Origin of the sequence: Paenibacillus puerhi, assembly GCF_009846885.1 — a bacterium.
Classification (GTDB): domain Bacteria; phylum Bacillota; class Bacilli; order Paenibacillales; family NBRC-103111; genus Paenibacillus_G; species Paenibacillus_G puerhi.
In genome coordinates this window covers 23,790-42,274 of the sequence record NZ_WUWM01000036.1, presented here as the reverse complement: position 1 = coordinate 42,274, position 18,485 = coordinate 23,790, and the positions used below count along the sequence as shown (strand labels likewise).

Below are 18,485 nucleotides of genomic sequence, written 5' to 3'. Positions count from 1 at the left end.
AAAGAGAACCTTACATCAACCTTAAAACGATTCGGAAAACCACTGTTTATCCTCTTGTTTGTGTATAATCAAGGTGGGTGACGCCAATGGAGAAGGTAAAAGATAAAAAAATATTAATCGTAGATGACGAACCGGAAATCAGAATGATGGTCGAACGATTTTTACGAAAAGAGGGCTTCTTTCGCGTTTACACAGCTGAGGATTGCGCTTCGGCTCTGTCCATTTGCCGAAGAGACAAGCCGGATATCGCGATTCTCGATGTCATGCTGCCCGATGGGGACGGATTCACCCTCTTGTCATCGATCAGAGAGTTCTCGGATCTGCCCGTCCTATTTCTATCCGCCTGCGGAGAAGATGCAGATCGGCTGCTCGGTCTGGGTCTGGGGGCGGATGATTACATGGTGAAGCCGTTTCTGCCGCGCGAGCTGGTCTTGCGACTGATGGCCATATTAAGGCGGGTCTACTCCTCTCCCGTGACCGAGTATCTGGCTGTCTTCCGCTTGGGGGAGCGGACAACCATTGATCTAGATAGCGCTGTTGTGCGTAACGATCAGAGGGAACTGCCTTTGACAGCAAAGGAGCATGCCATTCTGGCCAAGCTGTATGAGAACCGGGGACGAATCGTCACAAATGATGCTTTATGTCAGGCCGTCTGGGGAGACGACAGTTACGGTTACGAAAATACATTGATGGTCCATATCAGGCGCGTTCGTGAAAAAATCGAACAAGATCCCTCTAACCCGATCCATCTTCTTACCGTCAGGGGATTAGGCTATAAACTGCTGGTTAAGGAGAAAGCTTAAGTGGAAGGAATTGTTCGCATCTTACGTCGGTTTGTCGCCACAACCATCATTGTCTCGTTTTTGCTTCTGATATTTAACTTCATCCTACTGGGCACGTTGGTGTTCAAGAAAATTAATCAGCAACCGTCCCCGGAAGGCGTGGTTGAGGAAGTGGCCGCTAACTTAAATCTCCAGGATGACAACCATATTTTGGATAATCATGCCGTCCAGCTTCTTCAGGACAATCAAGCTTGGGCTATGTTGCTCGGTGATGATGGCCATGTTCAATGGGAATACCAATTGCCGATTGACATTCCGCGAACCTACAATCTGATCGATGTAGCCAAGTTCACGCGTTATTATCTGATGGACTATCCCGTCTACATTTGGGTACATAAAGATGGCTTGGTTGTGGTGGGGTATCCTAAGGGAAGCTATGGCAAGTATCAATTGAATTTTGTTGCCGACTGGGTAAGATCATTGCCTCTACGGCTTTTGTGGCTGCTTCTTCTTAATGTGGCGGTGGCCCTGCTTGTTTCTATCGTGATGGGAACGCGTCTCATAAGAGGCATACGTCCTCTTGTGGCGGGAGTTCATAATCTTGCCAGGGATGAACCCGTCCAATTGAATACCAAAGGGATATTCGGCGATTTGGCCCTGAGCATGAATGCGGCGTCGACTATACTTCAAGACAAAACGGCTGCGTTGAAGGCAAGGGATGAAGCACGCTCCAACTGGATCGCCGGGATTTCTCATGATATCCGGACTCCACTCTCGATGGTTCTTGGCTACTCAAGCGAAATGGAAGACAATTCTGACATGCCCGAGGAGCAGAGGTATCAGGCCGGGATCATCCGGCGTCAAGGCGAGAAGCTGCGCTCCCTGGTTAGCGATCTGAACCTGGTCTCCATGCTTGAGTATGACATGCAGCCTTTGCATCTGAAATGCGTCCGGTTATCCGTTTTGGCAAAACAGGTTGTCGCGGATTTTTTGAATAACGGATTGGATGATCGCTATGATATTGAATTATTACTGAGCGATGAAGCGGTTGGGATCCATGGGGATGAAAAATTGCTGCTAAGGGCAATCCATAATCTTGTCCAAAATAGTGTGCATCATAATCCGCAGGGCTGCAAAATCATCCTAGAAACTTGCCTAGCCAAGGACCGCACCCGCTATCACCTGATCGTAAGGGATGATGGGCGAGGAATCCCGCTGGAGCAATTGGCGGGGATTACCGAATACCCCTATTCGCTAAAGAGACAGAGGTCTGTCCAGCAAGGTCACGGTCTGGGGCTACCGATGGTGGCGAGGATTGCGCAGGCCCATCACGGTCGTCTCCAGCTTTCAAGCGAGCCGGATAAAAAAGGGTTAGAAGCCATCCTGGAATTTCCTCTACATGTCCAACCAACTTATATTCAAAAAAGAGGGTACCCATACACGTAGCACTTCAAAAAAGTGCTTAGCGTATGGGTACCTTTTTATACCAGGACTTGTGATTAAGATTCAGCGTATCCTCACTAGGGCGAAATGCGCAAGTCTTGGTAAGGCTCGTCCCCAGCTTCTGGTACAATGACTACTCACGCTGAAGCCCTTCCTTACTTAATACTCGGATTCTAGCTATTACGCGGAATAAGCGGAAGCACGATATGGGTCGGATGCTCGGCGTCGTGATAAATCTTTTGCGTCGCAACCTTGAAATCCGTATAACCGCCCTTCCGATCTACACGGAACGTATTCAAGCTTCGCTCATACAACGGAAAGTTGCTGCTCGATATTTCGATGCGAATTCGATGGTTTTTTTTGAACACATTGCTGGTCGAGCCAACATGGAAGTCGTATTTGTAGATGGCGTCCGGTTCGATCGGAGACGGCTGCTCGTTCGAATCCCGGTAGCTTGCGCGCTGAATGCCCTGTGTAATATTGATCGCCTTGCCGTCTGGCCTTACATCAACAAGCTTGACTGTAAAATCCGTATCGTCAGCCGAGCTGGACGCATAGAGAACGGCGCGAACCGGGCCTGTTACCTCTACGTCCTCCTCCAGTACCGGCGTTGTATATACCAATACGTCGTTGCGGATTTCGACAGGACGCTGATCGCGCGCTCCCATCGGCGATATCGAAGGCACGCAGCAGCTGTTGCCGCCAAGACTCGGCACAGGATCAAGCGGGTTATAGGCATAGATGTCACACGGCTCGTTGTCCGGCGCAATCGTATCGAGCGTTCCCGATCCGCTCAGCGAATTGGCGCTGCCGTCGCTGTGCAGGTAGAAATTCGTATATTGCGTCCGTGCCAGCGGCCATTCCCGCTCCTGACGCCACACATTGTCCCCCATCACGAAAATATGGACGGCGGGTTCTTCCATAATGCCGTTGTCCTCGCCTTTGAGCCAATAGTCGAACCACCGTATTTGCCATTCATCGACCACATTCCGGGCCTCGTCACCGTAGTCGGCGTCCCTGGACAAGGATGACCACGGATAATGGAGCCACGGACCGATCAGAAGCTTCTGATTCGGATGCCGAGCGGCAAGTCCCATATAGTTGCGGATCGTTCCCTCGATAAAAATATCGTACCAGCCGCCGATATGCAGGGCAGGAACTTGTATACGGTCGTATTGGCTGCGCAAATCCCACTGCTTCCAATAGTCGTCGAAGGTTGGATGCTCCAGCCACTCATAATAAAATGGTGAGTATTGCTTGCTGATGCCCGGATGGTCATGAATCGGCAAATGCCCATACTTGTCCCCGATTTGATTCATCTTCTGCAGCAGGTCTCCCGCCGCCTCGGCATCGCTTTGACGAATCGCAATATCCGGCGCAAGCGAGGTTGCCCAGGATTGGACAAACGCCAGATGGAGCGCTCCGTTCTTATACATCCAGTCCTCGTAGTAGCCGTCATTCGTAAAGCCGGGTGCAATCGCCGTCAGCTCGTCCTGGCAATCCATCGCGGGATGCAGCTGCGTTGCTCCCACGTAGGAGAAGCCGTACATGCCGACCTTTCCGTTCGACTGCGGCAGCTCCCTGACAAAACGGATCGTATCGACGCCGTCCTGACGCTCATGGTAGAACGGCTTGAATTCGCCGTCCGAAGCATACCGCCCTCTGACATCCTGCGTCACGACCAGGTAGCCTTGCCGTGCATACCACTCCGGATGCATATATCCGACCGATTCCGATACCGACTTGTCATAAGGAAGCCGCATAAGCAGAACCGGGAATGTCCCTTTGCCAACCGGAGTGTATATATCCGCACGCAGCTCAACCCCGTCCCGCATCGCGATCGGGACGTTGCGATCAACCTTGACTTCGTAATAGCTGTGACTGTTCATTCCTGTACCCCTTCCTAGCGGGCAATATCCGCTTAGCTAATGGCCAGCGCGCGGCCCGGAGACAGGAACAGCGGCGCGTAATAAGCCGGCGTATTCGAAAGCGGCAGCAAATCATCGCTGATGCTGATGCCGATCTCCTCGCGCACGAACCGTTGTCTTGCCTGGATGCGCGCCCATACCTCAGGGTATTTCCCCTGTAATTCGCTTCGCAAAGACTCGTCGGCAAATACGACGGAATCCTCGCAGTTCAATACGATTCCTTCCGGCATCGGGGCCGGAATAATGTCGCATTGAATCGCCATGCCTGAAGCCACCTTTGTTTCATTGCCAGGCGTGAAGAAGGAATGCACCCACTCATCCGAGCCAATCAAATGCCCCGGGTTCAGCGCAGGCTTCATATCGCCCAGACGCAACTCGTCGCATACGCGAGCGTAAACATCGCCGCCCGAGGAGCCGATTGCCGTCGTGCTGTACCAGGCAGCGATTCCCCGATAATAAGGAACGGCCCAATCCGCGATAAAGGAGGCATCGTCCGCAGCCGCAAGTCCGCCGCGCGCACTCAGACCGCCCCAATAGCCGACAGCGGAAAATACGCCATCGCCTTGCTCGACCTTGCGCGCAGACGGGCTGCGCAGTCCTACAATATCATCTTTGCCGCTCGCGTACATAATGTGAGCCGACAACGGTTCTCCGGCATATTGCATGCGGGACACCGCCTCCAGCTCGCTGACGCCGGGGCGTGTTCCTTGCACGATACGCATCAGCGCTGCCGAGGCGCGCGCCGCCGCCCATTCGTTTACAGCGATTTGCTCCGCTTCACTATAAGCACGCAGTCCGTTCACCGGATGAATCAATACATGGGTAACGTCCTTTATGCCCTCTTTCCCGCCGATAACGCTCGCTACGCAATTAACCAGCATAGCCGGCACATGGAGACCGTCGTAACCATTCGTCTCGCTCTGCTCCATGTACTTCCAGCCGCACAAGCCAATGCTTTGTCCGCGTGCCACCCCGACCTCGCGCATAATTTCATCCAGCCTCGGGGAACGAGTCCGGTCCTGTCCCATCAGGCTGAAGGATTGACACAGCACAGCGGAAAGCTGCGGCTTTGCCAGGCTTGCATACTCAATGCCCTCATTTCCTACCAGCAAGTATTTATGGCCATTCGGTCCGATAAGCAGCAGCGCTTCTTCAAATCTGGGATCGAAGCCGGTCAAATAATGCATGTTGGCAAAATGCTCGCGGTCGCCATATACGACAAACCAGTCGCAATTGGCGGCAGCATACGCCTTTCGGCATCTTTCCTCATAGATTTCCGCCGGGATAACTGGCACCTCTTCAGGTATGCCAAAGTCCGGTAACTTCATTTCTCTCCACGTGATCTTCATTTTTTGTTCCTCTCCCTGCTCCTATTTTCCTTATTGCTTATTTTCTTTTGCGAACATAGACGTCAAACCACACTGCAGCCAGCAAAATTAAGCCTTTTACGACCATCTGCAAAAAGGAAGAAACGTTCATAAGACTCATACAGTTGTCGATCGCCGATAACAGCAGAGCGCCGATCAACGCGCCGGGAATAATGCCTACGCCCCCCGACAGGCTCGTACCGCCGATAACGGCGGCAGCAATCGCATCCAGCTCCAGCAGGTTCCCCGCAGTTGGAGCCGAGCTGCCCAGCCTTGCCGTAATGAGAATGCCGGCTACCCCGTATACCGCTCCCATCAGCAAGAACGACTGGAATAAATGCTTCGTTGTTTTAATGCCGGCGAGTCTTGCCGCATCGGGGTTGCCCCCAATGACATACAGATTGCGGCCGAATTTGGTGCGCGACATGACGAAATACAAGAGAGAAACCGATATCGCCATGAATAACACTGCCATTGGAATACCCCGGTAGCCAAGGAAAATCCAGCCGATGACAACCGTAACGATAGCGATAAGCGCAATTTTAACCCACTTTTTCGAGCCGGACTTCACCCATTTCTTCAGTCTCGACGCATCACGCAGAACAAGGGCGATGGCAAGCGCCGCTCCGGCAATAATGATAACGGCCGATAGCACAATCGGCACGTAGCCTTCACTCAGAAACACCAGATCGGAGGAGACGGGGCCAAGCGTCGCGGCGTTGGTCCAGACATAACCGATTCCTTTGAAAATAAGCATGCCCGCGAGCGTAACGATAAAGGCGGGTATATTGAATTTGGCGACGAGCAAGCCCTGCCATGCACCCATCAGCAAGCCGACGAGCATAGCGCATATTAGGGAAGGCACAAGCCCCCATTGATAGGTAACCGATACTTGCGCCATAACCGCGCTGACCAGATAGACCGCCGAGCCCGCGCTCAGATCAATTTGCCGGGCAACGATAAGCAGCACCATGCCGGCGGATACAACGCCCAAAATCGCCGACTGCTTCAGCAGCAAGGTAATATTCCGCTGCGATAAAAACACGCCGTTGGTCAAAGAGTCGAACAAAATCATGACAATGACGATCCCGGCCAAAATAAGCAGGCTTTTCCAGCTGACTTTGCCAAACAGGCTTACTTTCCCGGGTTTCTCGCCATTTTTGTCTAGCAGAGGGTTAGCCATCCTTCTTATCCCCTTCCATTGTGCTGTACCCTAAAGTGGCGTACTCCAGAACTTGATGACGGTTCGTTTCTTTGGGCGACAACGATGCGACGATACGCCCTTGCCTCATGACGAGCATCCGATCCGAAACACCAAGCACTTCAGGTAAGTCGGAGGAGATAAGCAAAATTGCCTTTCCGGCCTTCGCCAGCTTGTCGAGCAGCACGTACACCTCGGTTTTGGCCCCGATGTCGACGCCTTGAGTCGGTTCGTCCAGCAGCATGACCTTCGTATCCGCCGCGATCAGACGCGCCAGTACGCACTTTTGTTGATTTCCGCCGCTTAAGGATTTGATTGCCGTCTCCAGACTGGCCGTCTTGATAGACAAATCGGCGACAAATTGATTATTTTTCTCCATTTCCGCCCCCTGATCGATAACACCGAGACGGCAGAGACGATCAATGCTGGAGATCGAAATATTAGAGCTTACAGACATCAATTCGATAATCCCCTGACGCTTCCGATCCTCGGGCAAATAGCCGAGCCCGGCTTTAATCGCCTCCGAAGGATTTGGGATCTGGACGGGCTGTCCGTCGATCAGCACTTCGCCGCTTGTTGCCGCTGGCCATGCCCCGAGCAATCCGAGCGCCAATTCGGTGCGTCCGGCGCCGACAAGCCCGTATACGCCAACGATTTCTCCGGCTCGCAGCTCCAACGAGGCGTTGTCCACCAGCTTGCGGTCAGGCAGCTTCGGATCGTGAACGTTGTAGTTATTGACCGTGAGCACCACTTCGCCCGGAGTACGATTCGTTTCCGGAAAGTAATTTTCGAGATCGCGACCAATCATGTAGGAGACGATCTTCTGCTCGTCCATTTCCTCAACCGGCTTCGTCGTAATGATTTTGCCGTCACGCATTACCGTGATCGAATCGGACAGATCCAGCACCTCTTCAAGCCGATGGGAAATATACAGGCATGTAATGCCATTTCTCTTCAATTCCCTGATTTTCTCAAACAGAATTTCGCTTTCTTTATCGGACAATGTAGCGGTAGGCTCATCAAGTATCAATACTTTGACCTGATTGCCGAGCGCCTTCCCGATGACGATCATCTGCTTGTGCGCAACGCCCAGCTCCTTGATCTTGGCGGTCGGCGACACATCCAATCCGATATCGTCCAGCATAGCCTGGGCATCGCGGTACAATTGCTGAAAGTTGACGACGCCTGCCCGCCCCGGCATCTGGTTCAGCATCAGGTTCTCCGCAACCGTCAGCTCGTCGATCAGGTTGAGCTCCTGCGGCACCATGGTAATCCCGCTTTTTTCTGCGTCAGCTACTCCTGTCAGCTTCACGGTCTGTCCGTCCAGCCTGATTTCCCCGCTGTAGCTGCCCGCTTTGTGAACACCGGACAGTATTTTCATCAGGGTCGATTTTCCGGCGCCGTTCTCGCCGACAATCGCCCTGACCTCTCCCTTCCTGACGCTAAGAGTTGCGCTGTCGACGGCCAAAACACCGGGAAATTGTATGCTGATATTGTCCATTTCCAATGCTGTCGCATCCAATTCGAACCCACTCCCTTGTTTAGAAAGTTACGCCGCGCACTTGGGCGGCGTAACCTGCTCATTTACCGCACGCGTTAGGGACGTTGACGAATACTTCTTTTTCCGTCATCCATCCGCTAGGCGCAATTTCGTTAATGAACGAGCACAGGTTGTCCTTGTTCACTTCCATAACGTCGACAGCCAGCGTCGGCACGTCTTTTTTGCCGTTGTTCGTTGTTTCGTCGCTTTTCGGCGTTTCTCCCTTGGCAAGCTGTACGGCCGCTTCGATCGTCCGTTGGGCGCCATCGGCAAGCTTCGTCCAGACAGACATCGTTTGAATGCCTTCGGCAATAAGGCGCGCGCTTCCCACTTCGACATCGAGGCCGGAAATAAACACTTTACCGTCAAGATTGCGTCCTTTAACCGCTTGTGCTATCCCCATCGCCATGCCGTCATTGGAGCTGATAAAGGCTTGAATATTGTCATTTTGAGCGGACAGTGCGTCCTCGGCTGTTTTCAGCGCGCGCTCCGTCGACCAGTTTTGATGCCATTGCTCCGCCACAATCTTAATGTTGGAGTCTTTTTTCAAAATATCCTCATAGGCCTTCGCGATCCCTTGCGCAACCGTTGTAGCCGGGTCGCCTTTGAGCAGTACGAAGTTGCCTTTGCCCCCGGTATATTTCAGAGCCGCCTGAGCCTGCAATTCGCCAACCTTGTAGTTGTTGCGCGTCACATACAGGTCGATGTCGGAGTCCTGAATCATGGCGTCGTAGGCAATGACCGGAACGCCGGCGCTTTTTGCCTTGTCGACAACCGGACCCGTCTTGTCGCTGACCGGTACAATGACGAGAACGTCAATGCCTTGCGACAACAGGTTTTCCACCTGGTTAGATTGCTTGGACACGTCGTCGTTCGCCCACTGCACGACAAGCTCGGCGCCAAGCTCATCCGCTTTCTCCTGCATGTACTGCATATCGAACTTCCACCGTGGCTGTACTTCGGTCTTCATCGCGATGCCGATACGAATTTTTTTATCCCCATTTTTCCCCGAACTCTTGCTTCCCGGCTCGCCGGTCGTGCTTTTGTCTCCACAAGCTGCGACCAACAAGGCCATAAGCAACATGACTACGACGAATAATCTCTTTTTTTGGTTTGCCATACTGTTGATAAACCTCCTTTAGTGTTAGACCCAGAATTGAATGCGCTTTCAAGAGCGAAAAATCTTCTTGCTTTCTCCCTCACCCCCTTGTATCAGTCAAATGAAACCGCATTCAAAATTACATCTTTCTCATTACGACTAATTAATTACTCTACTGAATTTATTAATTGAAGAAAAAGGAATCACTTGCTGATTGGTGATTCCAGAAATTCTCTCAATACGAGACAGCTTGCCCCTACTATGCCGGCATGGGAACCTATATGCGGATAGCGAATTTCCAGCATTCTGTCGAAGTTGTCCCACAAATACCGCTTACACTTCTGCTCTACCTTCTTCACCCATTGCGGATGCTGGTCGATCATCGGGCCCACCAATACTACGGCTTCCGGATTATAGGTACAGACGACGTTGGATATCGCCATCGATAAATATTCCGCCGCTCTGTCGAGCATCTTGACCGCCCATACCTCCTGCTGCTGTTCGGCTGCAAATATTTCATGGATCGGCTTGCCGCTTTCCTTCTCCAGAGCCGACGCGCAAATAAAGGTCTGCAAGCAGCCGAATCTGCCGCAGTCACACAAGGAACCGTCCGGATCTATAGTCGTATGCCCGATCTCTCCGGCAATGTTTTTACTGCCGCGAATCACTTCGCCCTTGTCCATAAACGCGCCGCCGACACCGCTGCCGACAAAAATACATGCGGCATGGTCCACGCCGACTACACTGCCATAAAGACTTTCCCCCAGCAAAATCGCTTTCACCTGGTTGTCAACGAGCACGGTCATGCCGATTTTTTCTTCAAGATACTTCCTGATCTCGACATTGGCCCAGTGAAATTGCGGGATCATGACGACCCGGCCTTGCGGCCATTCCACAATACCCGGAATGCTCACGCCGCAGCCGATAATCCGGTTCGACAACTCACCGATCTGGGCTTTGATGCTGGCAACAAGCTCGACGACACGATCCAGCACCTCCGTCGGCGGTAGCGACAAGTCGATATCTCTATCTTTCTTCAATATGACGTTGCCGTCCAGGTCTACAATGCCTACCTCAATCGACTCCAGATCGATATTGATTCCGATAATAAGCGCTCCGCTCGGGTTTATCTTCAGCAGCGTTGCTCTTCGACCTACATTTCCTTCCGTTTGTCCCGTTTCATCAACGAAGTTCTGATCGATCAATTCCTTGACGATCCGGCTAGCGCTTGTCGCGCTCATTTGAGTCTTTTTGGCCAGTTCGGCTCGTGATATCGGGCCATTGCGCTTAATAATTTTAAACAGAAGGAGCAAATGATGCTCTCTGATCATTCGTTGATCGTGTTTAGTTTCTTTCACCGTGTTATAATCCCACCCTCTCATTTTTGTTGAAAGAAACGTTAGTTAGTCCACTGGTGTTATTAATTAATTATTACTATATCGTGATTTAGTCTTCTTGTCAAATGCGTTCAACATTTTCAGAGGCGGGCGTCGTGCACCCGCCCTACACCCGCCAAAGAGATGGCATCTCCTATGGGATTCAACGCGAGGGCCTGTTATTGAAGAGCTTAAAGGCCCCCCGCAATCGTTTAGGCCGACATCGTTTCGGATCTGCCGCTCCAAATGCTACAGAGAAGAGCCCTTCTGTAGTAGGTCATTCATTTTTCCAAACTTCCAAACCTGCCCATAAAATTGGATGATAGCTGCATAATTCTCTTTGCGATTGAATCAAAGCCTCGCTTACACTCATATGATTATTTTCACTCATCAAGTGTAATATTTTCTCAAGAAGCTGATTGGTGTACTCGGTTGAAACATCCCACTTACAGTACAAAATGTAGGCTATATTTTTCTCAAACAGGGAAGACCAGACGCCATCGTTTCTTTCCACATAATCATTGACTGGAGTTCCGCCGCTGCAGGAGATCACCAAAGCATTCTCGATTCGGCCCTTAACTTGAAGGAACTCATCCAGACGAATCGTCATCTTTTTCGACTTCTTGATTCCTTTCGCTCCCACATAATCATAACCGTTAACTTCGGAATTCCCATGACCGACTATGATATAAGTTTTCAAATCATCATTGATTTCAACGAATGAACTGTCCACCTCTTGAATTTCAATTTGTTCTTGCTGCCTTATCATATGTAGGATTTGGGATAGGCTTTTATCTTGTTTGTTTATGAAATTTGCAACAACCTTGCTGCCATAGCCGGTTTGGCTCATGCTCCCAATCACTTTAAAATCAATGATATTCTCAATACTGTCAAACCATTCGATCAACCATTTATTCTTATATCTCATGTAATTCATACTGACGTATCTTAAGTTGAGATCGGGCATAAAAAATAATTTTTTATATTTATTTTCTTCCAGATAGCTATACAAGGGTTTAATGAGCATGGATGAGAGGCGTTCGCATAATTCGATAAAGGCTTCATTACGTTGCTTTTGACATAATTGATAATCATCGTAATATATATTTTGCTTAAAAACCTCAAAAGCATCTTTATATGCGGCTAAGTCAATTTCTTCAACGCTTATTTCACTCTGCTCTTTTGAAATAAAGTTATAGATAAGGAGATTATCCAGCACGACCAACTGACATAGTAATTCATCGTCATTCATTTTAGTTCTGATGGCATGGAAATGATCTGCCGATACATGTTCCGTCAAAATGTTATAGGACGGTAAGGATTTAAAACTGGGATGATTCTCCTCTAAAAACCTCTTGCATTCGATAAACCGGCTAACCAGACTTTCATATTCCTCGTCCACAATCCCTTTCTGCTGCATAGTTTGGAGCACATGAAAAAGATCGAAATAATCGTTACTTGCACGAATCAGATCCCCAATCTTTTCTTCACTGGCTAGTTCGAAACGATTAAATAATTTTTGTTCAATAATCGCTCTCGGCGCAATATTTACCAGACCGTTTCTCACATATGACATATTCAATAGGGCGGAGTCTTTCGACTCCATAAACTCCCTTCCGGCGATCTCCAATAAGGTTCTGTAAATCATGTTTGCCTGTTTTCCAATGAAAGAGCGTTCCCTCTTGAAATAAACGGTTCTTATTTTTTCTATTTGTTCTATTGATCGTAGTATAAAATGTTTAGCATGCTTATAATCCTTCTGGCGAAGCAAGATCATGGCCCATTCGTAGTAGATCCTATAGCTTAAGGATATTTTATTTATGAAGTTTACTTGAAATGAATTGGAAAATTTGAGGATATATCGATGCGCCTTCTGCTCCATTCCCTTACAGATATAGGTATTAATTAATATCTTAAGTTCATTTACAAAAGACTCTTCTTCCTCCTCAGGAACATTTAATACAATTTCAAGCTCCGGATACTCATCCCACAATCGGTCTAGTCCCTTTAGAAATTCCGATCGATTATCCATGATGCCATCATATTCGCCTGTCATGTACTGATACTTAAGTTTAAGGTTTTTATCACCTAAATTATCCACTAATCGGCATAGCGAATTTTTTTTATCAGGATCAAGTTGAAGATTTTTTGTGTAATCCATTAAAAAGTCCATGATATTTTGAAATCCAAAAGCAAAGGGATACAGTATTTCTTCCCATTGTATTCCCATCTCGATTGCAGCGATCCCTGCTGCCATACTTTCGACTTCGTCACCCATTTTGAAATTGGAACTACTCCAGGCAAGGAGGCCAAAAATAACAGCCAGGTTCTTATCTTTCTCGGTATTCGCCGTGGAGGGAAGTCTAAAGATCGTAAAAATGATGTCATTGGCCTGCTGGAACTCTCCAACCTCTATTAACCCCATTGCTGAAAAAAACATCAACATTACCTGTTCTCTAAAATCAGTCGGACTAAGATAGTTTTGCCCTTCCACTTGTATGATGCTTTCAAATATAGATTCATCTATGTCATCAGGCATATTCGTTCGTATGAACAAAGCCTCATCTAATGTAGACCATTGTTCTATTTTTTCAAAAATAATTTCAGCCAACTGTTTCTTCCATTCCACGTAAGGCAAAGTGTCCTCCATATAGTGGCTCCACTTATGATTCCCTTGATCTTTATAGGTTAAAACTCCAATATTGCTGACCAACTCGATGGCAAATTCTTTTATATTTTTTCGTTTACCCGAATGATGGGTCTCGGATAATTTATTTCTAAGAATATTCAATCTCTGGAAAGCAGCCTCGCAGGCGAAAGAAGCATCGATGGTTCTATTTATTTTCGAAAAATAGGGTAAGGCTTCTTTAGAATTTTTCTTATCTTTATACAAGATCAACCCCAGCCTGAAAAACACTTCACTTGCTATCTCCGGATGATTTTCGGCGTAGCTTAGTAATTTTTGCTCGATTTCGGATTCCCTATAGTGATCTATATTTGACAAAATGATATTAATTTCGTGCAACAGTTTAAACAATATGTCATTAGTTAATTGATAGAGCTCGTTCCATTTTTCCGCAGACTCCAGGTATTTCCCGTTGCTGGTAAAATAATGGGCGGCATAATGAACAACTTCAGGATCCTCATTATTTATTTGAAGGGCTTTATCGAGCCACTCATCCACAAGCTGATTATCCCCTACTTGCGCAACCACTCTTAAAATGGCAGGCATCAGATTCGGTAAATACTTGTCGTTCTCATACAGGCCCATTAAAATCTCCATGGCTTGCGGGTACTGCTTCTTATTCATATATAAGTTGGCAATGAGCAGTCTATTGGCCAGCGGCATATTATCCGACATCAATTTAAAATGCTTCTCTGCAGTGATGTAGTCATTCTTTGTCAGGCATTTTATTCCCAGAGCAAAATAGTAATTATCGTCCCCAATCACTTCTTTATTTTTGGCTAGGGCCGCTTCAAATGTTTTATCATCAACTAAACCTTCACTTAATTCATGTAACAGATCGTAAACTTCGTTGAATTCAACAGGTTTAGGGGTGGTTATCGAAAAAATACCGAAACTATCCACATCACTTGCAGCATTATTGATTAGTTGAGTTGGGTCATATATATCATCTAACGTATAGATCATGGTTGTATGAATGTTTTTCTCTTCAGACTTTACGAATACATGATCTACTCCTTGTATAAATTCATGCCAATTTACCGTATTGGGGGTATGAAGATTTAATTTCCCCTCCCGAAAAGTGGTTGTACCGATGGCTTTGTCCTTGTTCGGAGAAACAAATTTGTTAATACCGATGATTAAAAGGAAAGTATTCTCATCCATCTTGTCGAGTATGGAAGCTAAATAACTGTAGTTTAATACTGGGTCACCTTCGAACTCGAGGCGATAAATATAATCCTGTAGTTTTCTACGTTTAAGGGTAGATATTAAATTTAGATAATCTGTCTGGCCAAAAATTTTATGATCGTAGGAAACAATATGAATCTTATCCATACCAATACTTAGCTGAAAAAGCACCAGGTGCTGTGCCAAAATGGTCTGGTTCTCATCCGATATAACTAATAAGCTATCCGTACGATGTGTAGGGAATATTTTAAGCTTCTGTTCGATAATGGGTGACCTCTCCATCCATTGATGAAACTTTTGCTCGCCTAATATGACATATAACCAATGATACAATGTATGGCTAATGATCAGCCCTTCAATGATTCTTTGTGATTGGATGCATTCATGGATGTATGAATAGATCTCACCCAAATTAGAAATGGACAGTTGTTGAAGTTCTCTATCGAACCCCAAATCAGTAAGCAATTCACTTATTTCATTATTTTCATATTGAATTAGATCTTGTAAGCAAGTAACGTCATCCGGCGAATTTTGTTCTTTGATCCGCGTTATTCCAAAATACCGTACGGCTATAAAGAACCCGGCAAAGGCTCTTAGCGGATCGTTATTCTCTCTCAACATACTTCCAAAATGTGCTATGAACTCATGTTCCCCAGCGTGTTCACTCATGTTGAAAACCTCCCCTGTACCTGCCTGTTGGCTTTTCAAATATCGGCGTTCAGTTTAGAAAATAAACCGCTGAGTTACTTACCAGCGGTTTATTGCATTGGTTTTATTAGTCATTTCCGTTAATATCGAAAAATTTATATACCTTGCCGACCATTTCTTTATCTTCACCGTACAAGTGATGAATGGAACTTCAAAATCCTTCTTCAAATAAGCCAAATTCGGTGAAAACCGCACGCTAGAAAACAAATATTCAATCGAAACATTGAGCGCGGCAGCTACCTTTTCAATGTTTATAATGCTAACCAAACATATACCAAATATTCTATAATCAATATCGGCCAAATAGGTCTTTAGTTGTAGTCCTGTGTCCATTTTCAATACATGTGACTTATGATGACTCTTACCGAAATTGACAAAAAAATGATTGGGCAGTAAAAAACTCTTTGATAAACGTTTTTTAATCAATCAGGCACTTCCGGTATTTGGACGGCATAGACTGAAACCCCTTGTCCGAATGAGGACAAGGGGCTTGGAAACAAAAGTAACATTTTTATACTATAATAAGATGAACTCATAATTTGAATAACCGCCAAATCGGGTAATAGGAAGTAACTATTCCAAAAAGGGCGGGAAACAAAATGAGCATTCAAGAAGAATGGAACAGAATTACAGCTGCAATGAAGGAGACGAATTCTACACGATTCTACGAACGGTGTCTTGCCATACGCCTGCATTTGGAAGGACGTACCTTTACAGAGATTGCCTCGATTTTGGGACGGACGTATCAGACGATTAGCACCTATTGGAAAGCTAACCAAGAAGACGGTCTTGCTGGTCTGGAGCTGGATCATGCACCTGGTGGCCCGAAAAAATTAACCGATGAGCAGGAACGAAAATTGGCTGATACGATCAAGACCAAACGACCTGCCGATGTGGGTTTTGAAGCGAGATTCACCTGGACTTTAAAAACGATTGCCATGTGGATTAAACGAGAGTTTGGTGAAACGTTCACTGAACGCGGCGTCTCAAAAATGCTCGAACGTTTAGGGTTCAGCTACACCAAAGCGACTTACACACTTACACGCGCTAGTTCCGAAGAACAGGAGCATTTTCGCGAAGAAACATTACCAGAACTCAAAGAACAGCTGAAATCAGGAGAAATTCAACATCTATTATTTGAAGATGAGTCCATGATACGCGCCTATCTGGCTCTGCAATATAACTGGTTCTTGAAAGGACAGCAGCGTAAGATCCCAACGTATGGACGACATGAAGGGGCTAAATTATTCGCGGCCATCCATTATGAAACAGGGTATGTTACCCATCGGGAAGAAGAGCAGCAGGACGCTGCAGCATTTCAACGGTTCCTGGTTGATATTTTAACCAAATATCCGGAAGGCAAGATTGTTGTTGTATTAGATAATTCACGGGTCCACCATGCAAACGAGTTAAAGCCGTTTCTGCAGGAGAATGAGAGACTGAGACTGATCTTCCTGCCAAAGTATAGTCCAGAGCTTAATCCGATCGAAGGACTATGGAAATGGTTGAAGCATGATGTGGTGAATAACGTGTTTTTCAGTAAGTTTTACCATATCCGTACACACGTCACTGCTTTTATGAAACTGATTAACCAGAATCCTCTTCAAGTCATCGACCGCCTGCTGTTAGGAGTATAAGATTCTTCAGTTCATTTTATATAGGTAGAAACTCCCCACGCCGGGATGCCGAGTCGCTCGAACTGCTCAGGCGGCGCGTCGTTCTCGCGCATCAGCTTCGCTATGAGCCGGATCATGCGCGCTTCGGCCACCGGATCGTCGATCGGCGCCTCCTGACGAGGGTCGAGACTAAGATCGAACAGCAGCGTACCGTACGCGTACGGATTGAGGTAGGTGCGACCCTCCAGCTTCAGGAGCCGGCAGTCCTTCGAGAACGGGAACGGGTCGCTGATGCTCATGCCGTCGAACTCCTCGGGAGCGAACAGCCGGTTCATATGCGTCGGCATAAGCGTATACTCATACAGCGGCCGGTTGGTCTCGTCCTTCGGCCCTCTCATATACACGTAACGCCCGTCCGTGCAGTTGACGTGGCCGCCGTGGATGCCGAACAGCGCCCCCTCCCGGATCGCGCGGCCTCGGACGACCGCCTCGTCGATCGGCCTGCCTTGCATGCTCGGCGGCAGATCGATGCCGAAGCTATCCAGCAGCGTCGCAGGCAGGTCGATCATCTGCACGAGCGAGTCGGAACGCACCCCCTGCAGCCTGCTGCGCGGATCCCACAGGAACAGCGGAACGTTGACGATTTCATTGTAGAACGGCTGGATGTTCTTGCCCCACCACTCATGCTCCCCGAGCAGGAAGCCGTGGTCGGTATTCACGATCAGCATCGTATCCTTCCATAGATCGAGGCGGTCGAACGTGTCGAGCACCCGCCCCAGATGCGCGTCGCACATGCTCACGAGGGCGGCGTATTCGTAAATGGCGTGCTGCACCTCTTCCGGCTGCTCCTTCACCCTCCCGTAATCCGGCCAGTCGAAATGCTTCCCTGCATAAGGATGGGGATACAGATCCTTGTACTTCTGCTGCGTGAAGAACGGCTCATGCGGATCGAACGCCTCGATTTGCAGAAACCACCGGTCCTTCGCGTGGTTCCGCTCGATAAACTCGAGCCCCCGGCTGACCGTGACGGCAAGCGGCTGCTTCTCCTCTTCGTCCAAGTATTGGCGGTTGACCCAGTCCTGCCGCCACAAGCCGCCTCGCCTCGCGCTTAGCGTCTCCGGTATGACCGGATCTTCGACATGCCCCTTCCAGGCATCCCCCTCCTGGCCGCGAGCATACTCCCAGGTGTCGTAGCGGGTATGATAGGTCGCTCCTCCATCCTCGAAATAATGCGTATGGTCGGTCGTCAGATGCGTATAGACGCCGTTCTTTCTCATAAGTTCCACCATGGAATCGTCGAACGGCTCCAGTGGTCCCCAGCTTCGATGCAGGAAGCCGTAACGGCCCGTATGCAGATCCCTTCTGGCCGGCATGCACGGGAGGCTTCCCGAATAACAGCGGTCAAACGTGACGGAACGCTCCGCCAGCCTTTGGAAATTCGGCGTATGGACCCAGTCGCATCCATAGGGAGCCAGCATATGCCGGTTTAACGAATCGAACATGAACATGACGGCTTTCACTTGCGGAACATTCCCCTCTCCGTATGCGGTC

Annotated in this window: 11 protein-coding genes; 3 read left to right on the top strand and 8 right to left on the bottom strand. The window is 48.3% G+C overall.

Annotation, left to right across the window (positions count from 1 at the left end; translation table 11 throughout):
* The first annotated feature begins 86 nt into the window (after positions 1-86).
* Both GSF01_RS24955 and GSF01_RS24950 read left to right on the top strand, forming a co-directional pair.
* Positions 87-803, top strand: coding sequence for a response regulator transcription factor (locus GSF01_RS24955; protein WP_159887991.1), 717 nt, complete (start codon positions 87-89; stop codon positions 801-803).
* On the top strand, positions 804-2,228 hold the full coding sequence (locus GSF01_RS24950) for a sensor histidine kinase (RefSeq protein WP_159887990.1): 1,425 nt from the start codon (positions 804-806) through the stop codon (positions 2,226-2,228).
* Positions 2,229-2,398: 170 nt separating this feature from the next.
* Here GSF01_RS24950 and GSF01_RS24945 read toward each other — a convergent pair whose 3' ends face one another.
* The 7 genes from GSF01_RS24945 to GSF01_RS24915 all read right to left on the bottom strand — a co-directional run bounded on the left by GSF01_RS24945 (position 2,399) and on the right by GSF01_RS24915 (position 15,279).
* A complete protein-coding gene (locus tag GSF01_RS24945) occupies positions 2,399-4,114 on the bottom strand; it encodes a CocE/NonD family hydrolase (protein ID WP_159887989.1) in 1,716 nt (571 codons plus the stop codon).
* A 32-nt stretch (positions 4,115-4,146) separates the two neighbouring features.
* Positions 4,147-5,502, bottom strand: coding sequence for an aminopeptidase P family N-terminal domain-containing protein (locus GSF01_RS24940; protein WP_159887988.1), 1,356 nt, complete (start codon positions 5,500-5,502; stop codon positions 4,147-4,149).
* A gap of 37 nt (positions 5,503-5,539) precedes the next feature.
* Positions 5,540-6,703, bottom strand: a complete 1,164-nt coding sequence (locus GSF01_RS24935; RefSeq protein ID WP_159887987.1) for a sugar ABC transporter permease — start codon at positions 6,701-6,703, stop codon at positions 5,540-5,542.
* Positions 6,696-8,243 (bottom strand): sugar ABC transporter ATP-binding protein, encoded by a 1,548-nt coding sequence (locus GSF01_RS24930; protein WP_159887986.1) that lies wholly within the window; start codon positions 8,241-8,243, stop codon positions 6,696-6,698. Before GSF01_RS24930 ends, GSF01_RS24935 begins: the two co-directional genes overlap by 8 nt.
* 58 nt (positions 8,244-8,301) lie before the next feature.
* Positions 8,302-9,381, bottom strand: a complete 1,080-nt coding sequence (locus tag GSF01_RS24925) for a sugar ABC transporter substrate-binding protein (RefSeq protein ID WP_159887985.1) — start codon at positions 9,379-9,381, stop codon at positions 8,302-8,304.
* Between the two features lie 182 nt (positions 9,382-9,563).
* Positions 9,564-10,718, bottom strand: coding sequence for an ROK family transcriptional regulator (locus GSF01_RS24920; RefSeq protein ID WP_159887984.1), 1,155 nt, complete (start codon positions 10,716-10,718; stop codon positions 9,564-9,566).
* 295 nt (positions 10,719-11,013) lie between these two features.
* On the bottom strand, positions 11,014-15,279 hold the full coding sequence (locus GSF01_RS24915; protein WP_159887983.1) for a tetratricopeptide repeat protein: 4,266 nt from the start codon (positions 15,277-15,279) through the stop codon (positions 11,014-11,016).
* Positions 15,280-15,917: 638 nt separating this feature from the next.
* Here GSF01_RS24915 and GSF01_RS24910 point away from each other — a divergent pair.
* Entirely contained in the window at positions 15,918-16,955 is a 1,038-nt protein-coding gene (locus GSF01_RS24910; RefSeq protein WP_159887982.1) for an IS630 family transposase, read from the top strand.
* Positions 16,956-16,966: 11 nt separating this feature from the next.
* Here the strand turns inward: GSF01_RS24910 and GSF01_RS24905 are convergent, their stop codons facing one another.
* Positions 16,967-18,454, bottom strand: coding sequence for a sulfatase (locus tag GSF01_RS24905; protein WP_159887981.1), 1,488 nt, complete (start codon positions 18,452-18,454; stop codon positions 16,967-16,969).
* Between the last annotated feature and the right edge of the window lie 31 nt (positions 18,455-18,485).

Excerpts from the sequence above, each read along its gene's own strand:
- GSF01_RS24940 (WP_159887988.1), bottom strand. The coding sequence starts at position 5,502 with ATGAAGATCACGTGGAGAGAAATGAAGTTACCGGACTTTGGCATACCT.
- GSF01_RS24910 (WP_159887982.1), top strand. The coding sequence starts at position 15,918 with ATGAGCATTCAAGAAGAATGGAACAGAATTACAGCTGCAATGAAGGAG.
- GSF01_RS24945 (WP_159887989.1), bottom strand. The coding sequence starts at position 4,114 with ATGAACAGTCACAGCTATTACGAAGTCAAGGTTGATCGCAACGTCCCG.
- GSF01_RS24915 (WP_159887983.1), bottom strand. The coding sequence starts at position 15,279 with ATGAGTGAACACGCTGGGGAACATGAGTTCATAGCACATTTTGGAAGT.
- GSF01_RS24935 (WP_159887987.1), bottom strand. The coding sequence starts at position 6,703 with ATGGCTAACCCTCTGCTAGACAAAAATGGCGAGAAACCCGGGAAAGTA.
- GSF01_RS24925 (WP_159887985.1), bottom strand. The coding sequence starts at position 9,381 with ATGGCAAACCAAAAAAAGAGATTATTCGTCGTAGTCATGTTGCTTATG.
- GSF01_RS24955 (WP_159887991.1), top strand. The coding sequence starts at position 87 with ATGGAGAAGGTAAAAGATAAAAAAATATTAATCGTAGATGACGAACCG.